Below are 15,296 nucleotides of genomic sequence, written 5' to 3' on the forward strand. Positions count from 1 at the left end.
CCTTGACGGTTTTGCGTTTTTTTTTAATGGGATACCTTAAACGCCCGGCTCTTGATGCAACCGACGACATGCAGTGCCATCCTCACGGAACAGATGGCAACGCTCTGGCGGCAGGCCGATAGCGAATGTGGCACCCTCTTCTACCAACACCACGTCGTTCTGGCGGTAAACCAGGTTCTGACGGATGGCGGGGATCTGGATATGGATTTGTGTTTCGTGACCAAGCTGCTCGACTACCTGTACTTCACCTTCGAGGGTGACATCAGCAATATCGCTGGGCAGCAGATGTTCCGGGCGGATACCTAAAGACATATTGGCGCCGACCTGCACCGCGCGGCTTTCCACTGGTAGCCATATTTGCTGGCGGTTAGGCAGCTCAACCTGAACCTGATCGATCGCCGTTGCCGTCACTTTCACCGGCAGGAAGTTCATCTTTGGCGAACCAATAAACCCGGCAACAAAGCGGTCAGCCGGGTAGTGGTACAGCTCCAGGGGTTTACCTACCTGCGCGACGCGGCCGGCATCCAGCACCACAATTTTGTCGGCCAGGGTCATCGCTTCGACCTGATCGTGGGTGACGTAAATCATCGTGCGGCCAAGACGCTTATGCAGGCGGGAGATTTCAATGCGCATCTGGACGCGCAGTGCGGCATCGAGGTTTGACAGCGGTTCGTCCAACAGAAAGACTCGCGGCTCTGCAACCAACGTACGGCCAATCGCCACACGCTGACGTTGTCCACCAGAGAGCGCTTTGGGTTTGCGCTCCAGCAGATGGGCCAGTTGCAGTACTTCTGCGACCTGATTAACACGCTGGTTCATCACCTCTTTTTTGGCGCCTGCCAGCTTGAGGCCGAACGACATGTTTTCGGCGACGGACAAATGGGGATACAGCGCATAGGACTGGAAGACCATCCCCACGCCACGTTCGGCGGGTGGAATGTCATTCATCCGGGTCTCCCCGATAAACAAATCACCACTGGTGATGGTTTCAAGTCCGGCGATCATACGCAGCAAGGTCGACTTACCACAGCCTGACGGTCCGACAAACACCACGAATTCCCCTTCGTGAATGTCGAGATTGATATCTTTCGATACCACCACGTCACCCCAGGCTTTCGTTACATTTCGCAGCTGTACGCTCGCCATGCCCTTCTCCCTTCGTTACAACCTGTCATCGACAGCAACATTCATTGATGGATTGAATATGCGTTATCCCTTAACGGCGTGAATCCTCCACCCCCCAGCTTTTTTATGGGGGAGGAGGCGGGAGGATGAGAGAGCAGCGTCTGAGACCCTGGCTGTACGCCGTGGAGGAATTTCGTGATGTCGCTTGCAAAAATCAGTGGGTTTTTATGTGCGCCAGTACGCATTACTCACATTTATGTAACACAGATCACATAAAGAATGGGTGGGGCGTAGGGGTAAGGAGGATGGAAAGAGGTTGTCGTATAAAGAAACTAGTCACCGTTAAGCCACCTCTGCAATATCACCAAACAGGATGGGAACTATGAAAATCAAAACTGGCGCACGCATCCTCGCATTGTCCGCATTGACGACGATGATGTTCTCCGCCTCGGCTCTCGCCAAGATTGAAGAAGGTAAGCTGGTTATCTGGATTAACGGCGATAAAGGCTACAACGGCCTCGCTGAAGTAGGCAAAAAATTCGAGAAAGACACGGGTATCAAAGTCACCATTGAGCACCCGGACAAACTAGAAGAAAAATTCCCGCAGGTTGCCGCGACCGGTGATGGCCCGGACATCATCTTCTGGGCACATGACCGCTTTGGCGGCTACGCGCAGTCTGGCCTGCTGGCTGAAATCACGCCTGACAAAGCGTTCCAGGACAAACTCTATCCGTTCACCTGGGATGCCGTACGCTATAACGGCAAGCTGATTGCTTACCCAATCGCGGTTGAAGCGCTGTCGCTGATTTACAACAAAGACCTCGTGCCAAATCCACCGAAAACCTGGGAAGAAATTCCTGCGCTGGACAAAGAGCTGAAGGCGAAAGGTAAATCTGCGCTGATGTTCAACCTGCAAGAACCGTACTTCACCTGGCCGCTGATTGCTGCCGACGGCGGTTACGCGTTCAAGTTTGAAAACGGCAAATATGACGTGAAAGACGTGGGCGTGGACAACGCTGGCGCGAAAGCGGGTCTGACCTTCCTGGTTGACCTTATCAAGAACAAACACATGAACGCGGATACCGACTACTCCATCGCAGAAGCGGCCTTCAACAAGGGCGAAACGGCGATGACCATCAACGGTCCGTGGGCGTGGTCGAACATCGACAAGAGCAAAATTAACTACGGCGTCACGCTGCTGCCAACCTTCAAAGGCAAAGCGTCTAAACCGTTTGTTGGGGTACTGAGCGCCGGTATTAACGCCGCCAGCCCGAACAAAGAACTGGCGAAAGAGTTCCTCGAAAACTACCTGCTGACCGACCAGGGTCTGGATGAAGTGAACAAGGACAAACCGCTGGGCGCCGTGGCGCTGAAATCCTTCCAGGATCAATTAGCAAAAGATCCACGCATCGCCGCCACCATGGATAACGCCCAGAAAGGCGAAATCATGCCGAACATCCCGCAGATGTCCGCATTCTGGTATGCCGTTCGTACCGCAGTGATCAACGCAGCCAGCGGCCGTCAGACCGTCGATGCCGCGCTGAAAGATGCACAAGGTCGTATCACCAAGTAATACGGTTTCCCTTATTTCTTAGGGAATCAGGTTTATTGAATACGTTGTTACGCGAAATCATTCGCGCTACATCGAGGCGGCAAGGAGGCAAATCCCCAGGAGCTTACATAAGTAAGTGACTGGGGTGCGCTTCCGCAGCCAACAAAGAGGTAGTGCGAAGGATAAAGCGTAAAGAGGAAGATCCCCATGGATGTCATTAAAAAGAAACACTGGTGGCAAAGCGACCGGCTTAAATGGTCAGTGATAGGTCTGCTTGGGCTGCTGGTCGGTTACCTTGTTGTTTTGATGTACGCTCAGGGGGAGTACCTGTTTGCCATCATGACGCTGATTTTAAGCTCTGCTGGCCTGTATATTTTCGCTAACCGTAAAACCTATGCCTGGCGTTATGTTTATCCTGGCGTCGCTGGTATGGGGCTGTTTGTTCTGTTTCCATTGGTTTGCACCATCGCAATTGCCTTTACCAACTACAGCAGCACCAACCAGCTGACCTTTGAACGTGCTCAGGAAGTCCTGATGGATCGTTCGTATCAGGCTGGTAAAACCTACAACTTCGGTCTGTATCCGGCGGGTACGGAGTGGCAACTGGCGCTCACCGACGGTGAAACCGGCAAAAATTATGTTTCCGATGCCTTCAAATTTGGCGGCGAACAGAAACTGCAACTAAAAGAAACGGATGCCTTACCAGCAAGCGAACGTGGGACGCTGCGCATCATCACCCAGAATCGCCAGGCGCTGAACCAACTGACCGCTATTCTGCCGGATGAAAGCAAAGTGATCATGAGTTCACTGCGCCAGTTTTCCGGCACGCAACCGCTCTATACCCTCGCTGACGACGGCACGCTCACCAATAACCAGAGCGGCGTAAAATACCGTCGAACAGCGACATTGGTTATTACCAGGCGATTAACGCTGACGGTAGCTGGGGTAGCGAAAAACTCAGTCCAGGCTATACCGTTGCCATCGGCTGGGATAACTTCACTCGCGTGTTTACCGACGAAGGCATCCAGAAACCGTTTTTCGCCATCTTTGTCTGGACGGTGGTCTTCTCCGTTCTGACAGTGATCCTCACCGTTGCTGTGGGGATGGTGCTGGCCTGTCTCGTACAGTGGGAGTCTCTCAAAGGCAAAGCGATTTACCGTGTCCTGCTGATTCTTCCGTATGCCGTACCGTCGTTTATCTCGATTCTGATTTTCAAGGGCTTATTCAACCAGAGCTTTGGTGAAATCAACATGATGCTGAGCGCACTGTTTGGTATCAAACCGGCCTGGTTCAGCGACCCAACCACCGCACGTTCGATGATTATTATCGTCAACACCTGGCTCGGTTATCCGTACATGATGATCCTGTGCATGGGTCTGCTGAAAGCAATTCCTGACGATCTGTATGAAGCCTCGGCGATGGATGGCGCAGGCCCGTTCCAGAACTTCTTTAAGATAACGCTACCGCTGCTGATTAAGCCGCTAACGCCGCTGATGATCGCCAGCTTCGCCTTTAACTTTAACAACTTCGTGCTGATTCAGCTGTTGACCAACGGTGGCCCGGACCGACTTGGCACCACCACGCCAGCCGGCTATACCGACCTGCTCGTGAGCTACACCTACCGTATCGCCTTCGAAGGCGGCGGCGGACAGGACTTCGGTCTGGCAGCGGCGATTGCCACGCTGATCTTCCTGCTGGTGGGTGCGCTGGCGATTGTTAACCTGAAAGCCACACGAATGAAATTCGACTAAGGAGGGCACGGAATATGGCTATGGTCCAACCCAAATCTCAGAAGCTACGTTTATTGACCACGCACCTTCTGCTACTGATTTTCATCGCGGCGATCATGTTCCCGCTGCTGATGGTCATTGCTATTTCGCTGCGCGAAGGTAACTTCGCCACCGGTAGCCTGATCCCGGAAAACATCTCCTGGGAACACTGGAAACTGGCGCTGGGCTTTAGCGTTGAGCACGCAGATGGCCGTGTGACGCCGCCGCCGTTCCCGGTACTGCTGTGGCTGTGGAACTCAGTGAAGGTGGCCACCATTACCGCGATTGGTATCGTGACGCTTTCCACCACCTGTGCTTACGCCTTTGCCCGTATGCGTTTCCCGGGTAAAGCAACCCTGCTGAAAGGGATGCTGATTTTCCAGATGTTCCCGGCAGTACTGTCTCTGGTCGCCCTGTACGCGTTGTTTGACCGCCTGGGCCAGTACATTCCGTTTATCGGCCTGAACACGCACGGCGGCGTGATCTTCGCCTATCTTGGCGGTATTGCACTGCATGTATGGACGATTAAGGGTTATTTCGAAACCATCGACGGTTCGCTGGAAGAAGCGGCCGCGCTGGATGGCGCAACGCCGTGGCAGGCATTCCGCCTGGTGCTGCTACCGCTTTCCGTTCCGATTCTGGCGGTGGTATTTATTCTGTCGTTCATTGCCGCTATTACCGAAGTCCCGGTCGCGTCACTGCTGCTGCGTGATGTGAACAGCTATACCCTCGCGGTAGGTATGCAGCAGTACCTCAATCCACAGAACTATTTGTGGGGCGACTTTGCCGCCGCAGCTGTACTTTCCGCCATTCCGATCACGCTGGTATTCCTGCTGGCGCAGCGTTGGCTGGTCAACGGCCTGACCGCGGGTGGTGTGAAAGGTTAAGTTTCATCAAAGTAGTTGTGTTACCCCGCCCGGCAACGGGCAATGCCACTGCAACCCTCAACTTATGTTATCCCAACCTGTGACTGTTATTCGGCGCTCTACGGAGCGCCCTTTTTTTATGTTATTTTGCATTACCGTTATGATTATTTCCTTTCGTGCTCTCCATCACTGCAATTCTATTTTTCGTCTGGAAATAAACTAATTAAACGGAATTAAGATCACAGAAAAGACAAAACGTAATTGCAATGTAAAAAATGATAATTGTCTTCCCTGCCTGTTAAATTCACCATCACGGCACTGATCAAAAGAGCTGTACCCTCTAAGGCAGGTCTGAATGAACACTCAATATAATTCCAGTTATATTTTTTCGATTACATTAGTCGCAACTTTAGGAGGACTATTATTCGGTTACGACACTGCGGTCATATCCGGAACGGTAGAATCCTTAAATACCGTATTTGTCGCTCCACAACACTTAAGTGAATCCGCCGCCAACTCATTGTTGGGTTTTTGCGTCGCCAGTGCGTTGATTGGCTGCATCATCGGCGGTGCGCTGGGCGGGTATTGTAGTAACCGCTTTGGTCGCCGGGATTCGCTGAAAATCGCTGCGCTGTTATTTTTTATTTCCGGCATCGGATCCGCATGGCCAGAATTAGGTTTTACCACCATTAACCCCGATAATGCTGTGCCTGTTTATTTAGCAGGATACGTCCCCGAATTCGTTATTTATCGCATCATCGGTGGTATTGGCGTAGGTTTAGCCTCAATGCTCTCACCTATGTATATTGCTGAGCTGGCTCCGGCACATATTCGTGGGAAACTGGTTTCCTTTAACCAATTCGCGATTATTTTTGGCCAGTTACTGGTGTATTGCGTTAACTATTTTATTGCCCGTTCAGGCGACGCCAACTGGCTGAATACCGATGGCTGGCGATATATGTTTGCCTCCGAAAGTATCCCCGCCCTGCTGTTTTTACTGCTGCTGTATACCGTACCAGAAAGCCCACGTTGGCTGATGGCGCGCGGCAGACATGAACAGGCAGAAGGTATTCTGCGCAAGATTATGGGTAGCACTCTCGCCACTCAGGCCATGCAGGAGATTAATCAGTCACTCGAGCATGGACGCAAAACCGGTGGTCGTCTGTTGATGTTTGGTGCGGGCGTGATCGTTATCGGCGTGATGCTATCCATCTTCCAGCAGTTTGTCGGTATTAACGTCGTGCTGTACTACGCACCGGAAGTCTTCAAAACGCTTGGAGCCAGCACCGATGTGGCGTTATTGCAGACCATTATTGTCGGCGTAATCAACCTGAGCTTCACCGTGCTGGCTATCATGACGGTGGACAAATTTGGTCGCAAACCGCTGCAGATCATTGGCGCACTCGGCATGGCAATTGGGATGTTCAGCCTCGGCACTGCATTTTATACGCAGGCTTCCGGCCTGGTGGCGCTGCTGTCGATGCTATTTTATGTCGCGGCATTCGCCATGTCCTGGGGACCGGTTTGTTGGGTGTTGCTGGCAGAAATCTTCCCGAATGCGATTCGCGGTAAAGCGCTCGCCATTGCAGTTGCGGCCCAGTGGCTGGCGAACTACTTCGTCTCCTGGACCTTCCCAATGATGGACAAAAATTCGTGGCTGGTTTCCCATTTCCACAACGGTTTCTCCTACTGGATCTACGGTTGTATGGGCATCCTGGCGGCGCTGTTCATGTGGAAGTTCGTGCCGGAAACCAAAGGCAAAACACTGGAAGAACTTGAAGAACTGTGGGAACCCACAGCAGAGAAAGCCAAGCCCGTCTCTGCACAATAAGCCTGACATGCAACACGCCGCCCCAACGGCGTGTTGTTTTTTTACTCTCGCTTCAACCGCTTCGAGTTGCACAGCCACAGGGTGATCACCAGCAGCAGGATCGCCGCGGAATAGGTAAGCACATCCATAGGTGCTTTATGATCGACAATGATCAACCGCACAATCGCGGTGATCCCGATATAGATAAAATAGCGCAGCGGAAAGTGAAACCCTGACTGAAAGTACTTCACAATCAGTGCGATAAATTCAAAATACAGAAAGTAAACCACCAGTCCTTCCACCAGCTCATATTTGCTGGTTTGTTCCGGCGCGAACAGCACATCTGCCAGATGCAGCGTTTCTTTCCCGAGGAATACGACCAGGATCAGGCCCAGACTCAGCAGCCCCAGATTCAGCACGGTCTGCAAGATGGTGGAGATAAACTCCACGCGGGGACGAGATAGCGACGTCATAACAGCACCTCTTACTCAGTGGCGAGGTTCCTGTATAACGCAAAAATGTGACAGAGATCTACATTTTTTGTTTATATTTTGTTCGCATGACGGTTCTTGCCGGATACCCGGTAAGCGTAGCGCCACCGGGCGATCAACATTCACATCACCGGAAATTCTCACTCCTGTCACTGGTCATATCGTATAGACCAAACTTACGCCCAAGCTGCTGACCGCCATCACGCGTTAACGGTGTCCAGCCTATCGCCGCGCGACTGCGGGTTGGGCCTGACGAGAACAGATCCAGCGGCACTGAAACGTACACCCCTTTGGTGAAATCACCCTCGCCGTACTCATCCGGCGAGGCATTAGTGATAGTCGCATAACCGCCAACAACCACGCCGCTGTCAAAGCGTTTGGCTACCTCCAGCGTTCCGCCCTTATCCCCGGCCAGATACTGACCCACGCTGGCTTTCACCAGCACATCCTGGGCGAAAGAAGGATTCCAGTACGCGGTCAAATGCCCGGTCTTCACGCTGTAGTCGGTGAATTTCATCATGTCCTGCGCGCTACGCCAGTCACGCTGTTTCACGTAGTTGGCATCAACACCAAACGCCCAGTTGCTGTCCAGCGGACGATAGAGCACTTCTGCCCCCGCGCCGCCGTACATGGTCTCCAGATAGCCGCCGTACACCTGTCCGTAAAAGCCGTTGCCGAGTGACTGGAAGTAGTTGGCCTGCAGGTTATTCACGTAAACATCGTTTTGCACGTAGTCACGTACATGGGTACGCACACGCGGCAAATGCGAATCCTGCGGCGGGTTGGTGTAGTTAAACTTGTCATAGTTATTGGCGAGGTTGGCGAACAAACTCCCGGTGGTCAGCAGATGATCGGTCACCCACCAATCCGCCGTACCCATCACGCCCAACTGATACATATAGAAATTTTCCGGGCCACCCACCGACTGGTTTAGCACCGGATCGATATGGAAATCGAAGCGCGACTTATCGATATACCAGCCCTGCTCGGTCGTTTTCGGCACCACGGGCTCCACGCGTTTTTGCGCCAGTTGAGTCTCATGGCCCAAGGGCTCGCCTTCCAGATGGCGCTTGAGGCTGGAAACCTCTGTTTCGGTCGTCACCTGCGGCAAGTTAAGGCGATTTTCCGTAATACGGATCGTGCGGATCCCGTCAGGAAGATCGTTCATCACGATCCGGTTGGCACGCTCGATCCCCTCGCGCGAATCACGGTATTTCACCTGTTCGCCTGTTACATACAGCGTATCGCCCTGCACCTGGATTTTAGGATCCGCCAGCCCAGCATTGTATTTCAGCAGCGTTAGCTGATTCGCCACTACCGAATGTTGCAGGATCGCATCCTGCGGCTGCGGCTGATACTTCGGACGGGCGTTATCGTTATAGTTTGGTCGCAAATCGTTGAAGTTAGTCCGCAGCGTGAACCCAAACATAAAGGTGTTGCCGCGCTCATAGCTGAGTTTAACGTCGGCCCAATCGGTGGCGCGATAAATAGCGCCGACGTTAAACTTGCTCTTCTGATCCAGCTTGCCCGCAAAATCCTGCTGGTAATTATTACCCTCATACTCCAGTTTCAGACGCAGCGGCTGCCAGGGAGTCTGATACTCTACGCCGCCAAACAGCGACGCCGGGCCGTGGAACATCTGGCTGCCGTCAATAGAACCGGCCTGCTTGTAGCTGTTATCGCGATGACAGAATTTATCGCTGTATGAGCAAAACGGATTGCTGACGTTGCCGCTGGTCCCGAGGTATCCCCAGCCGAGACCGAGTGAGAAATCAAACGGTCCCCAGGCTTTGTTCGCCACAATATACTCCGCATCGAACAGGCCCGTTCCGCCTATATCGCGCGCGCCAACTGCCACCTGCGGCATCCAGTAGCTCTCTTCCCACAACCGCAGCTTCAGGTCGAACGCCTTATCTTTGTATGTCTGATCGCCTGAAAACGACTCCACGCTGCTGTATTTTTTGGTGCGCACATCGGTATAGCGCAGGGTCGTTTCCAGCCACGGGAACAGTTGCACCGACGCGGAGTAGTAGCGGTACTGATCGTTATCGCGGTAGTTAAGGCTAATTTCTCCTTCACGCGCCATGCGTGCGGTTGGAGTTTGCAGCAGCCCTACGCCGCCAAAATCGGACTGGGAAGGACCAATCGGCGCAGGATACGTTTCACCGTGGCAGGCCGCGCTGATACCCAGCGCCAACAGGCTGAGCAGATAAGTTTTTCTCATTATTCGGGTATCCGCTGGGTCAGGGTGCGAAGAATGTCGGCATTGATTTCATCCGGGGTGCTGCTCCAGACAGAGTCCGACAACCCGACAAAAATGATGCTGCCGGGCATTGGCTCAACGTGACGTTTGTTCCAGTAGGCGACCGGTACTTTTTGTGTGCGTCCGTTGGGATAGACAACCCAGGCGTAGCTACGATCCGCGCCGCTGAGCCGATGCTGCCCATCAAGATAGCTGGCAACATTACGTCCGGGTATAAACGGCTGTTTACCCGTGTGGCTTAGCAGGCCAAACAGCGTGATATCCGTTGGCTGTGGTCCGACCCACAGCGTGTAATTGCCCTGCAACGGCGGGTTGCCTCGCTCGCTGGTACGCACTACATCCGGGTCGAGATTAATCGTCTGTCTACCGGTCACCTTCAGCGCCTGAATTTGCTGGCGTAACGCGTTGATAGCCGCGGCATCATCACCGCTTTCTCCAGCACTCAACGTCGCCAGACGATCCAGTAATGCCTGCTGCTGACGTTGCGCCTCAGCCGTTGCCCGCTCTTCGCCAATGACCGCACCTGGCCACCAGCTATTCGCCAGCTTCGGTTGACCCACCAGATCGACCAAATGCTCCGCGCCGGTCAGCGTTTTTGCTTCGGTGCTGCCTGTCGTGATCACTTTTACACTGCCCGCAGCAAAAACAGATGCCGCACACAGGCTGAAGGTCAGCGCGGTAATCATTCGTTTCATCATGATTTTGCCGCCTTAATCAGCGTAGTTTTCACCGGGAAGAAACTTGCGCCAAGATACTGTTCTGACTGGCGAATCATGCCGTCACTGTCTACCCAGTAGCGGTTATGCCAACGCGTTTGATCGGTGGTGACGTCTTCATCGAGGATGCGTACCGGCGTGTTATCGCTGCCGACCTTGATGGTGTCAGCGCCATCCCATGTGAAAACCGAGCGCGCGGTGGCATAGCGTACCTGCTGATGCTCGGTCCAGCCCATCGTACGGGTCCACGTTGCGCCATCGACTATCTGATTGGGCCTACTGAGCGGGTCGGCAGCCAGATTATTCACCTCGATGAGGTTGTCTCCGTCGAGCTGTGTTTTCACCAGTCGCCCATGTTGCGTCACGAGAATGGCCCGATCCTGAGTCACCCATTTCTGCTGTCCGTTTTCCGCAAACGCGAGTACCACAAACAGCTGGGGACCGCCGTTGAGCTGCATATACTGGCTGGCGTAAGGCATATTTTGGATTTCATCATCCGTCATCTTTACGCCGGGAGTCCCAAATACGCTATCCCACAGCGAATGCCCCAAACCTTCGGTGGTGGCTGAGCACGCCTGTAGTAACAGACAAACCATTATGAGCGCGGGTCGCTTCACGACGTTTCTCCAGAGAGGCAAAATAACCACACCGAAGTGTGGTTAGAATTAAACGTACCGGTATTACTGGGTACTGGTGGTTGTCGTGGTGGTGGTTCCGGTATTAGAACCATCGCCGCCACCGGTTGCCGCCAGGGCAACCCCCACCGCGGAACTTACGGTGCTCACGCTGGTCGCGGAGGAACTTCCTGCCGAAACCGACGCGGCAGCCGACCCTGCAGCCTCACCCACCTGAACGGGGGCGGCATAGACAGAGGTCGCCGCAAGCGCAGATATAGCCCAAAGGCCATACAGAACTTTTTTCATCACAAATTCCCTTCATTGCATGAATGGAGATTTACCCAAAAGAATTTCGGGCGAGATCGAGTATACACAAGCCAAAGTGTTCAAATTACGCCACAGGGGAATTTAGGATAATTAGATAGCGAGAGAGAAAACGATTAACAATAAATAATAAAAACAATTAAATTCAAAGAGTTAAAATATAATAGTGAAAACACAATATCCGGTAAATCTTAAAACATCAGAAACAGGAGAACGTTGAACATATTATTTTAGGATTAAGCTCAATTAAATTTTTAGGTAATAAGGTGGAGAAGTGGAATTATCTTATAAAAAAAGCTGATAATAATATCAGCTTCTATCACAGGTAATCTGCAAATTCATTCGAATTGCAGCAAGGCGGCAAGATCGTTAATCCCCGGGAGCATAGATAGCTATGTGACCGGGGTTAACGAACGCAGCCAACACCGCTGCGGTTCGAAGGAAGAAGCAGATTAGCGCCAGGACTTATAACGGTTAATCAACCCATTAGTAGAAACATCATGGGAAGAAACAGTTTTATCATCGTTCAGCTCTGGCAGAATGCGGTTCGCCAGCTGTTTGCCCAGCTCAACGCCCCACTGGTCAAAGGTGAAGATGTTCAGGATCGCGCCCTGAGTGAAGATTTTGTGCTCGTACAGCGCAATCAACGCACCCAGGCTGAACGGCGTGATTTCGCGCAGCAGGATGGAGTTCGTTGGACGGTTACCTTCGAACACTTTGAACGGCACAACGTGCTCAAGCGTAGCCGGATCTTTACCCTGGTCGCGATATTCCTGCTCAACCACTTCACGAGATTTACCAAAAGCCAGCGCTTCGGTTTGCGCGAAGAAGTTAGACAGCAGTTTCGGATGGTGATCCGACAGCGGGTTGTGGGTGATTGCCGGCGCGATGAAATCGCACGGCACCATTTTGGTGCCCTGGTGAATCAGCTGGTAGAACGCATGCTGGCCGTTAGTGCCCGGCTCACCCCAGATGATTGGGCCAGTCTGGTAATCCACTGCGTTGCCGTTACGGTCAACGTATTTACCGTTGGATTCCATGTTGCCCTGCTGGAAGTAGGCCGCGAAACGGTGCATATACTGGTCATACGGCAGAATCGCTTCGGTTTCAGCACCGAAGAAGTTGTTATACCAGATACCGATCAGCGCCAGCAGCACCGGCAGGTTTTTCTCTGCTGGGGTGGTGGAGAAGTGTTTGTCCATCGCATGCGCGCCGGAGAGCAGCTCAACAAAGTTGTCGAAGCCCACGGACAGGATGATGGACAGGCCAATGGCAGACCACAGGGAGTAACGACCGCCAACCCAGTCCCAGAACTCGAACATATTGGCAGTATCAATACCAAACTCGCCAACCGCTTTACCGTTGGTAGACAGCGCTGCGAAGTGCTTGGCTACGTGCTTGTTGTCGCCCGCGGTCGCCAGGAACCAGTCGCGTGCGCTGTGGGCGTTGGTCATGGTTTCCTGGGTGGTGAAGGTTTTAGACGCGACCAGGAACAGCGTGGTTTCCGGATTCACTTTTTTCAGCACTTCGGCGATGTGCGTACCATCGACGTTCGACACAAAGTGCATATTCAGGTGATTTTTATACGGACGCAGCGCTTCGGTCACCATGAACGGGCCGAGGTCAGAGCCGCCGATACCAATGTTTACTACATCAGTGATGGCTTTGCCGGTATAGCCTTTCCAGCTTCCGGAGATAATCGCTTCAGAGAAAGATTTCATCTTCTCCAGTACCGCATTCACTTCCGGCATCACATCTTTGCCGTCAACGATGATTGGCGTATTGCTACGGTTACGCAGCGCCACGTGCAGCACGGCACGGTCTTCAGTACGGTTGATTTTCTCACCGGAGAACATGGACTTGATGGCACCCGCCAAATCGGTTTCTTTCGCCAGATCCTGCAGTTTAGCCAGCGTCTCTTCAGTGATGCGGTTTTTGGAGAAATCCACCAGCATCAGATCGTCAAACGTCGCGGAAAACTTCGTGAAACGATCGCTATCTTTCGCGAAAAGATCCGCGATAGTAACGTCTTTCATTTCTTCAAAGTGTTTTTGTAGTGCCTGCCAGGCTGAGGTCTGCGTTGGATTGATGTTTTTCATTAGCAATACTCTTCTGATTTTGAGAATTGTGACTGAGATCGATTGTAACGCCAGTCACAGAAAAGTGTGATTGTTTTAATGCCATTGCCAGGGCATCCGCCAAACGTGGCTAAAAAGTATAGCGGTTATCAGCGTTGTTATTAGTACCGTTACTCAACGCAGTTGCAGCATGAAAAATCCGCATAATCCCAGCGTTGACAGTGCAAGCTACACATTTTATTTATAAATACGGTATTTGCATTTGCGCCTGCACCAGTTTCCTTTGTGCCATGGTCGCTCTATTCATTCCCTGACACGAGGTAGTTATGACTGATGTAGTTGTCTCCAAGTTTGGTGGTACCAGCGTGGCGGATTTTGATGCCATGAATCGCAGCGCTGATGTCGTGCTTTCTGATGCTAACGTCCGTGTGGTGGTACTTTCCGCTTCTGCGGGAATCACCAACCTGCTGGTCGCACTGGCTGAAGGGCTGGAGCCAACCGCGCGCTTCGAAAAACTCGATGCCATTCGTCAAATTCAGTTCAATATTCTGGAACGACTGCGTTATCCAAACGTGATCCGTGAAGAGATCGAACGTCTGCTGGAAAACATCACCACACTGGCAGAAGCGGCGTCACTGGCGACCTCAACCGCGCTGACCGACGAACTGGTCAGCCACGGTGAACTGATGTCTACCTTGCTGTTCGTCGAGATCCTGCGTGAACGCAACGTGCAAGCGCAGTGGTTTGACGTGCGTAAAGTGATGCGCACCAACGATCGTTTTGGCCGTGCAGAACCCGACGTCACGGCGCTGGCTGAACTGGCAGCGCTCCAGTTGGCCCCGCGTCTGAGCGAAGGTCTGGTGATTACGCAGGGCTTTATCGGCAGTGAAGGCAAGGGCCGCACCACCACGCTGGGACGCGGCGGCAGCGATTATACCGCCGCCTTACTGGCAGAAGCCCTACACGCAACACGCGTCGATATCTGGACCGATGTTCCTGGCATTTACACGACCGATCCGCGCGTAGTTCCCGCAGCGCAGCGTATTGATGAAATCGCCTTTGAAGAGGCCGCGGAAATGGCGACCTTTGGCGCGAAAGTACTGCACCCGGCAACCCTGTTGCCAGCCGTACGTAGCGATATTCCGGTGTTTGTGGGCTCCAGTAAGGATCCAAAAGCAGGCGGTACGCTGGTATGTAATAAAACCGCGAATCCACCGCTGTTCCGGGCGCTGGCACTACGCCGTAAGCAGACGCTGCTGACACTGCATAGCCTGAATATGCTGCACTCTCGCGGCTTTTTGGCGGAAGTGTTCGGCATCCTGGCACGCCACAATATCTCGGTCGATTTGATTACCACATCCGAAGTCAGCGTGGCGCTGACGCTGGATACCACCGGTTCAACGTCCACCGGCGATACGCTGTTAACACAGTCTCTGCTGATGGAACTGTCTGCCCTGTGTCGGGTTGAAGTGGAAGAAGGCCTGGCGCTGGTGGCATTGATTGGCAATGACCTGTCCAAAGCCTGTGGCGTGGGTAAAGAGGTGTTCGGCGTACTGGAACCGTTCAATATTCGGATGATTTGCTACGGCGCGTCCAGCCACAACCTGTGCTTCCTCGTGCCCGGTAGCGAAGCCGAGCAGGTGGTACAGAAGCTACATCATAATTTGTTTGAATAATATTCCATC

The 15,296-nt window shown here is 52.8% G+C and carries 11 protein-coding genes and 1 pseudogene; 5 read left to right on the forward strand and 7 right to left on the reverse strand.

Features of this window, described 5'->3' with window-relative positions; all coding sequences use genetic code 11:
* Nucleotides 1–36: 36 nt before the first annotated feature.
* Entirely contained in the window at nucleotides 37–1,146 is a 1,110-nt protein-coding gene (gene malK / locus EHN13_RS06565; RefSeq protein WP_005132674.1) for a maltose/maltodextrin ABC transporter ATP-binding protein MalK, read from the reverse strand.
* Between the two features lie 361 nt (nucleotides 1,147–1,507).
* Between malK and malE the strand changes: the two genes are divergently transcribed.
* The 4 genes and pseudogenes from malE (at nucleotide 1,508) to xylE (ending at nucleotide 7,143) form a co-directional block, all read left to right on the forward strand.
* Complete coding sequence (malE, locus tag EHN13_RS06575) at nucleotides 1,508–2,698, forward strand: maltose/maltodextrin ABC transporter substrate-binding protein MalE (RefSeq protein ID WP_061067017.1); 1,191 nt, start codon at nucleotides 1,508–1,510, stop codon at nucleotides 2,696–2,698.
* 186 nt (nucleotides 2,699–2,884) lie between these two features.
* Nucleotides 2,885–4,428: pseudogene (gene malF, locus EHN13_RS06580) on the forward strand (maltose ABC transporter permease MalF).
* A 14-nt stretch (nucleotides 4,429–4,442) separates the two neighbouring features.
* A complete protein-coding gene (gene malG, locus EHN13_RS06585; protein ID WP_016155340.1) occupies nucleotides 4,443–5,333 on the forward strand; it encodes a maltose ABC transporter permease MalG in 891 nt (296 codons plus the stop codon).
* A gap of 334 nt (nucleotides 5,334–5,667) precedes the next feature.
* Entirely contained in the window at nucleotides 5,668–7,143 is a 1,476-nt protein-coding gene (gene xylE / locus EHN13_RS06590) for a D-xylose transporter XylE (protein ID WP_048213939.1), read from the forward strand.
* 41 nt (nucleotides 7,144–7,184) lie between these two features.
* Here xylE and psiE read toward each other — a convergent pair whose 3' ends face one another.
* The 6 genes from psiE to pgi all read right to left on the reverse strand — a co-directional run bounded on the left by psiE (nucleotide 7,185) and on the right by pgi (nucleotide 13,632).
* Nucleotides 7,185–7,595, reverse strand: coding sequence for a phosphate-starvation-inducible protein PsiE (gene psiE / locus EHN13_RS06595; RefSeq protein ID WP_048213940.1), 411 nt, complete (start codon nucleotides 7,593–7,595; stop codon nucleotides 7,185–7,187).
* Between the two features lie 145 nt (nucleotides 7,596–7,740).
* Nucleotides 7,741–9,837, reverse strand: coding sequence for a YjbH domain-containing protein (locus EHN13_RS06600; RefSeq protein WP_124021079.1), 2,097 nt, complete (start codon nucleotides 9,835–9,837; stop codon nucleotides 7,741–7,743).
* The gene (locus EHN13_RS06605; RefSeq protein WP_124021080.1) at nucleotides 9,837–10,574 is read right to left on the reverse strand and encodes a capsule biosynthesis GfcC family protein; all 738 of its coding nucleotides are present in this window, start codon (nucleotides 10,572–10,574) and stop codon (nucleotides 9,837–9,839) included. The genes EHN13_RS06600 and EHN13_RS06605 overlap by 1 nt, the downstream gene beginning before the upstream one ends.
* Entirely contained in the window at nucleotides 10,571–11,209 is a 639-nt protein-coding gene (locus tag EHN13_RS06610; RefSeq protein WP_197724089.1) for a YjbF family lipoprotein, read from the reverse strand. Before EHN13_RS06610 ends, EHN13_RS06605 begins: the two co-directional genes overlap by 4 nt.
* 63 nt (nucleotides 11,210–11,272) lie before the next feature.
* Nucleotides 11,273–11,515, reverse strand: a complete 243-nt coding sequence (gene yjbE, locus EHN13_RS06615) for an exopolysaccharide production protein YjbE (RefSeq protein ID WP_003826562.1) — start codon at nucleotides 11,513–11,515, stop codon at nucleotides 11,273–11,275.
* Between the two features lie 470 nt (nucleotides 11,516–11,985).
* Nucleotides 11,986–13,632, reverse strand: coding sequence for a glucose-6-phosphate isomerase (pgi, locus tag EHN13_RS06620; protein ID WP_061067011.1), 1,647 nt, complete (start codon nucleotides 13,630–13,632; stop codon nucleotides 11,986–11,988).
* A 305-nt stretch (nucleotides 13,633–13,937) separates the two neighbouring features.
* Here pgi and lysC point away from each other — a divergent pair, with 305 nt between their 5' ends.
* Nucleotides 13,938–15,287 carry a lysine-sensitive aspartokinase 3 gene (gene lysC, locus EHN13_RS06625; RefSeq protein WP_124021081.1) on the forward strand — a complete coding sequence of 450 codons (1,350 nt, stop codon included), beginning with the start codon at nucleotides 13,938–13,940 and terminating at the stop codon, nucleotides 15,285–15,287.
* Nucleotides 15,288–15,296: the final 9 nt, after the last annotated feature.

Source organism: Citrobacter youngae (genome assembly GCF_003818115.1).
Classification (GTDB): domain Bacteria; phylum Pseudomonadota; class Gammaproteobacteria; order Enterobacterales; family Enterobacteriaceae; genus Citrobacter; species Citrobacter youngae.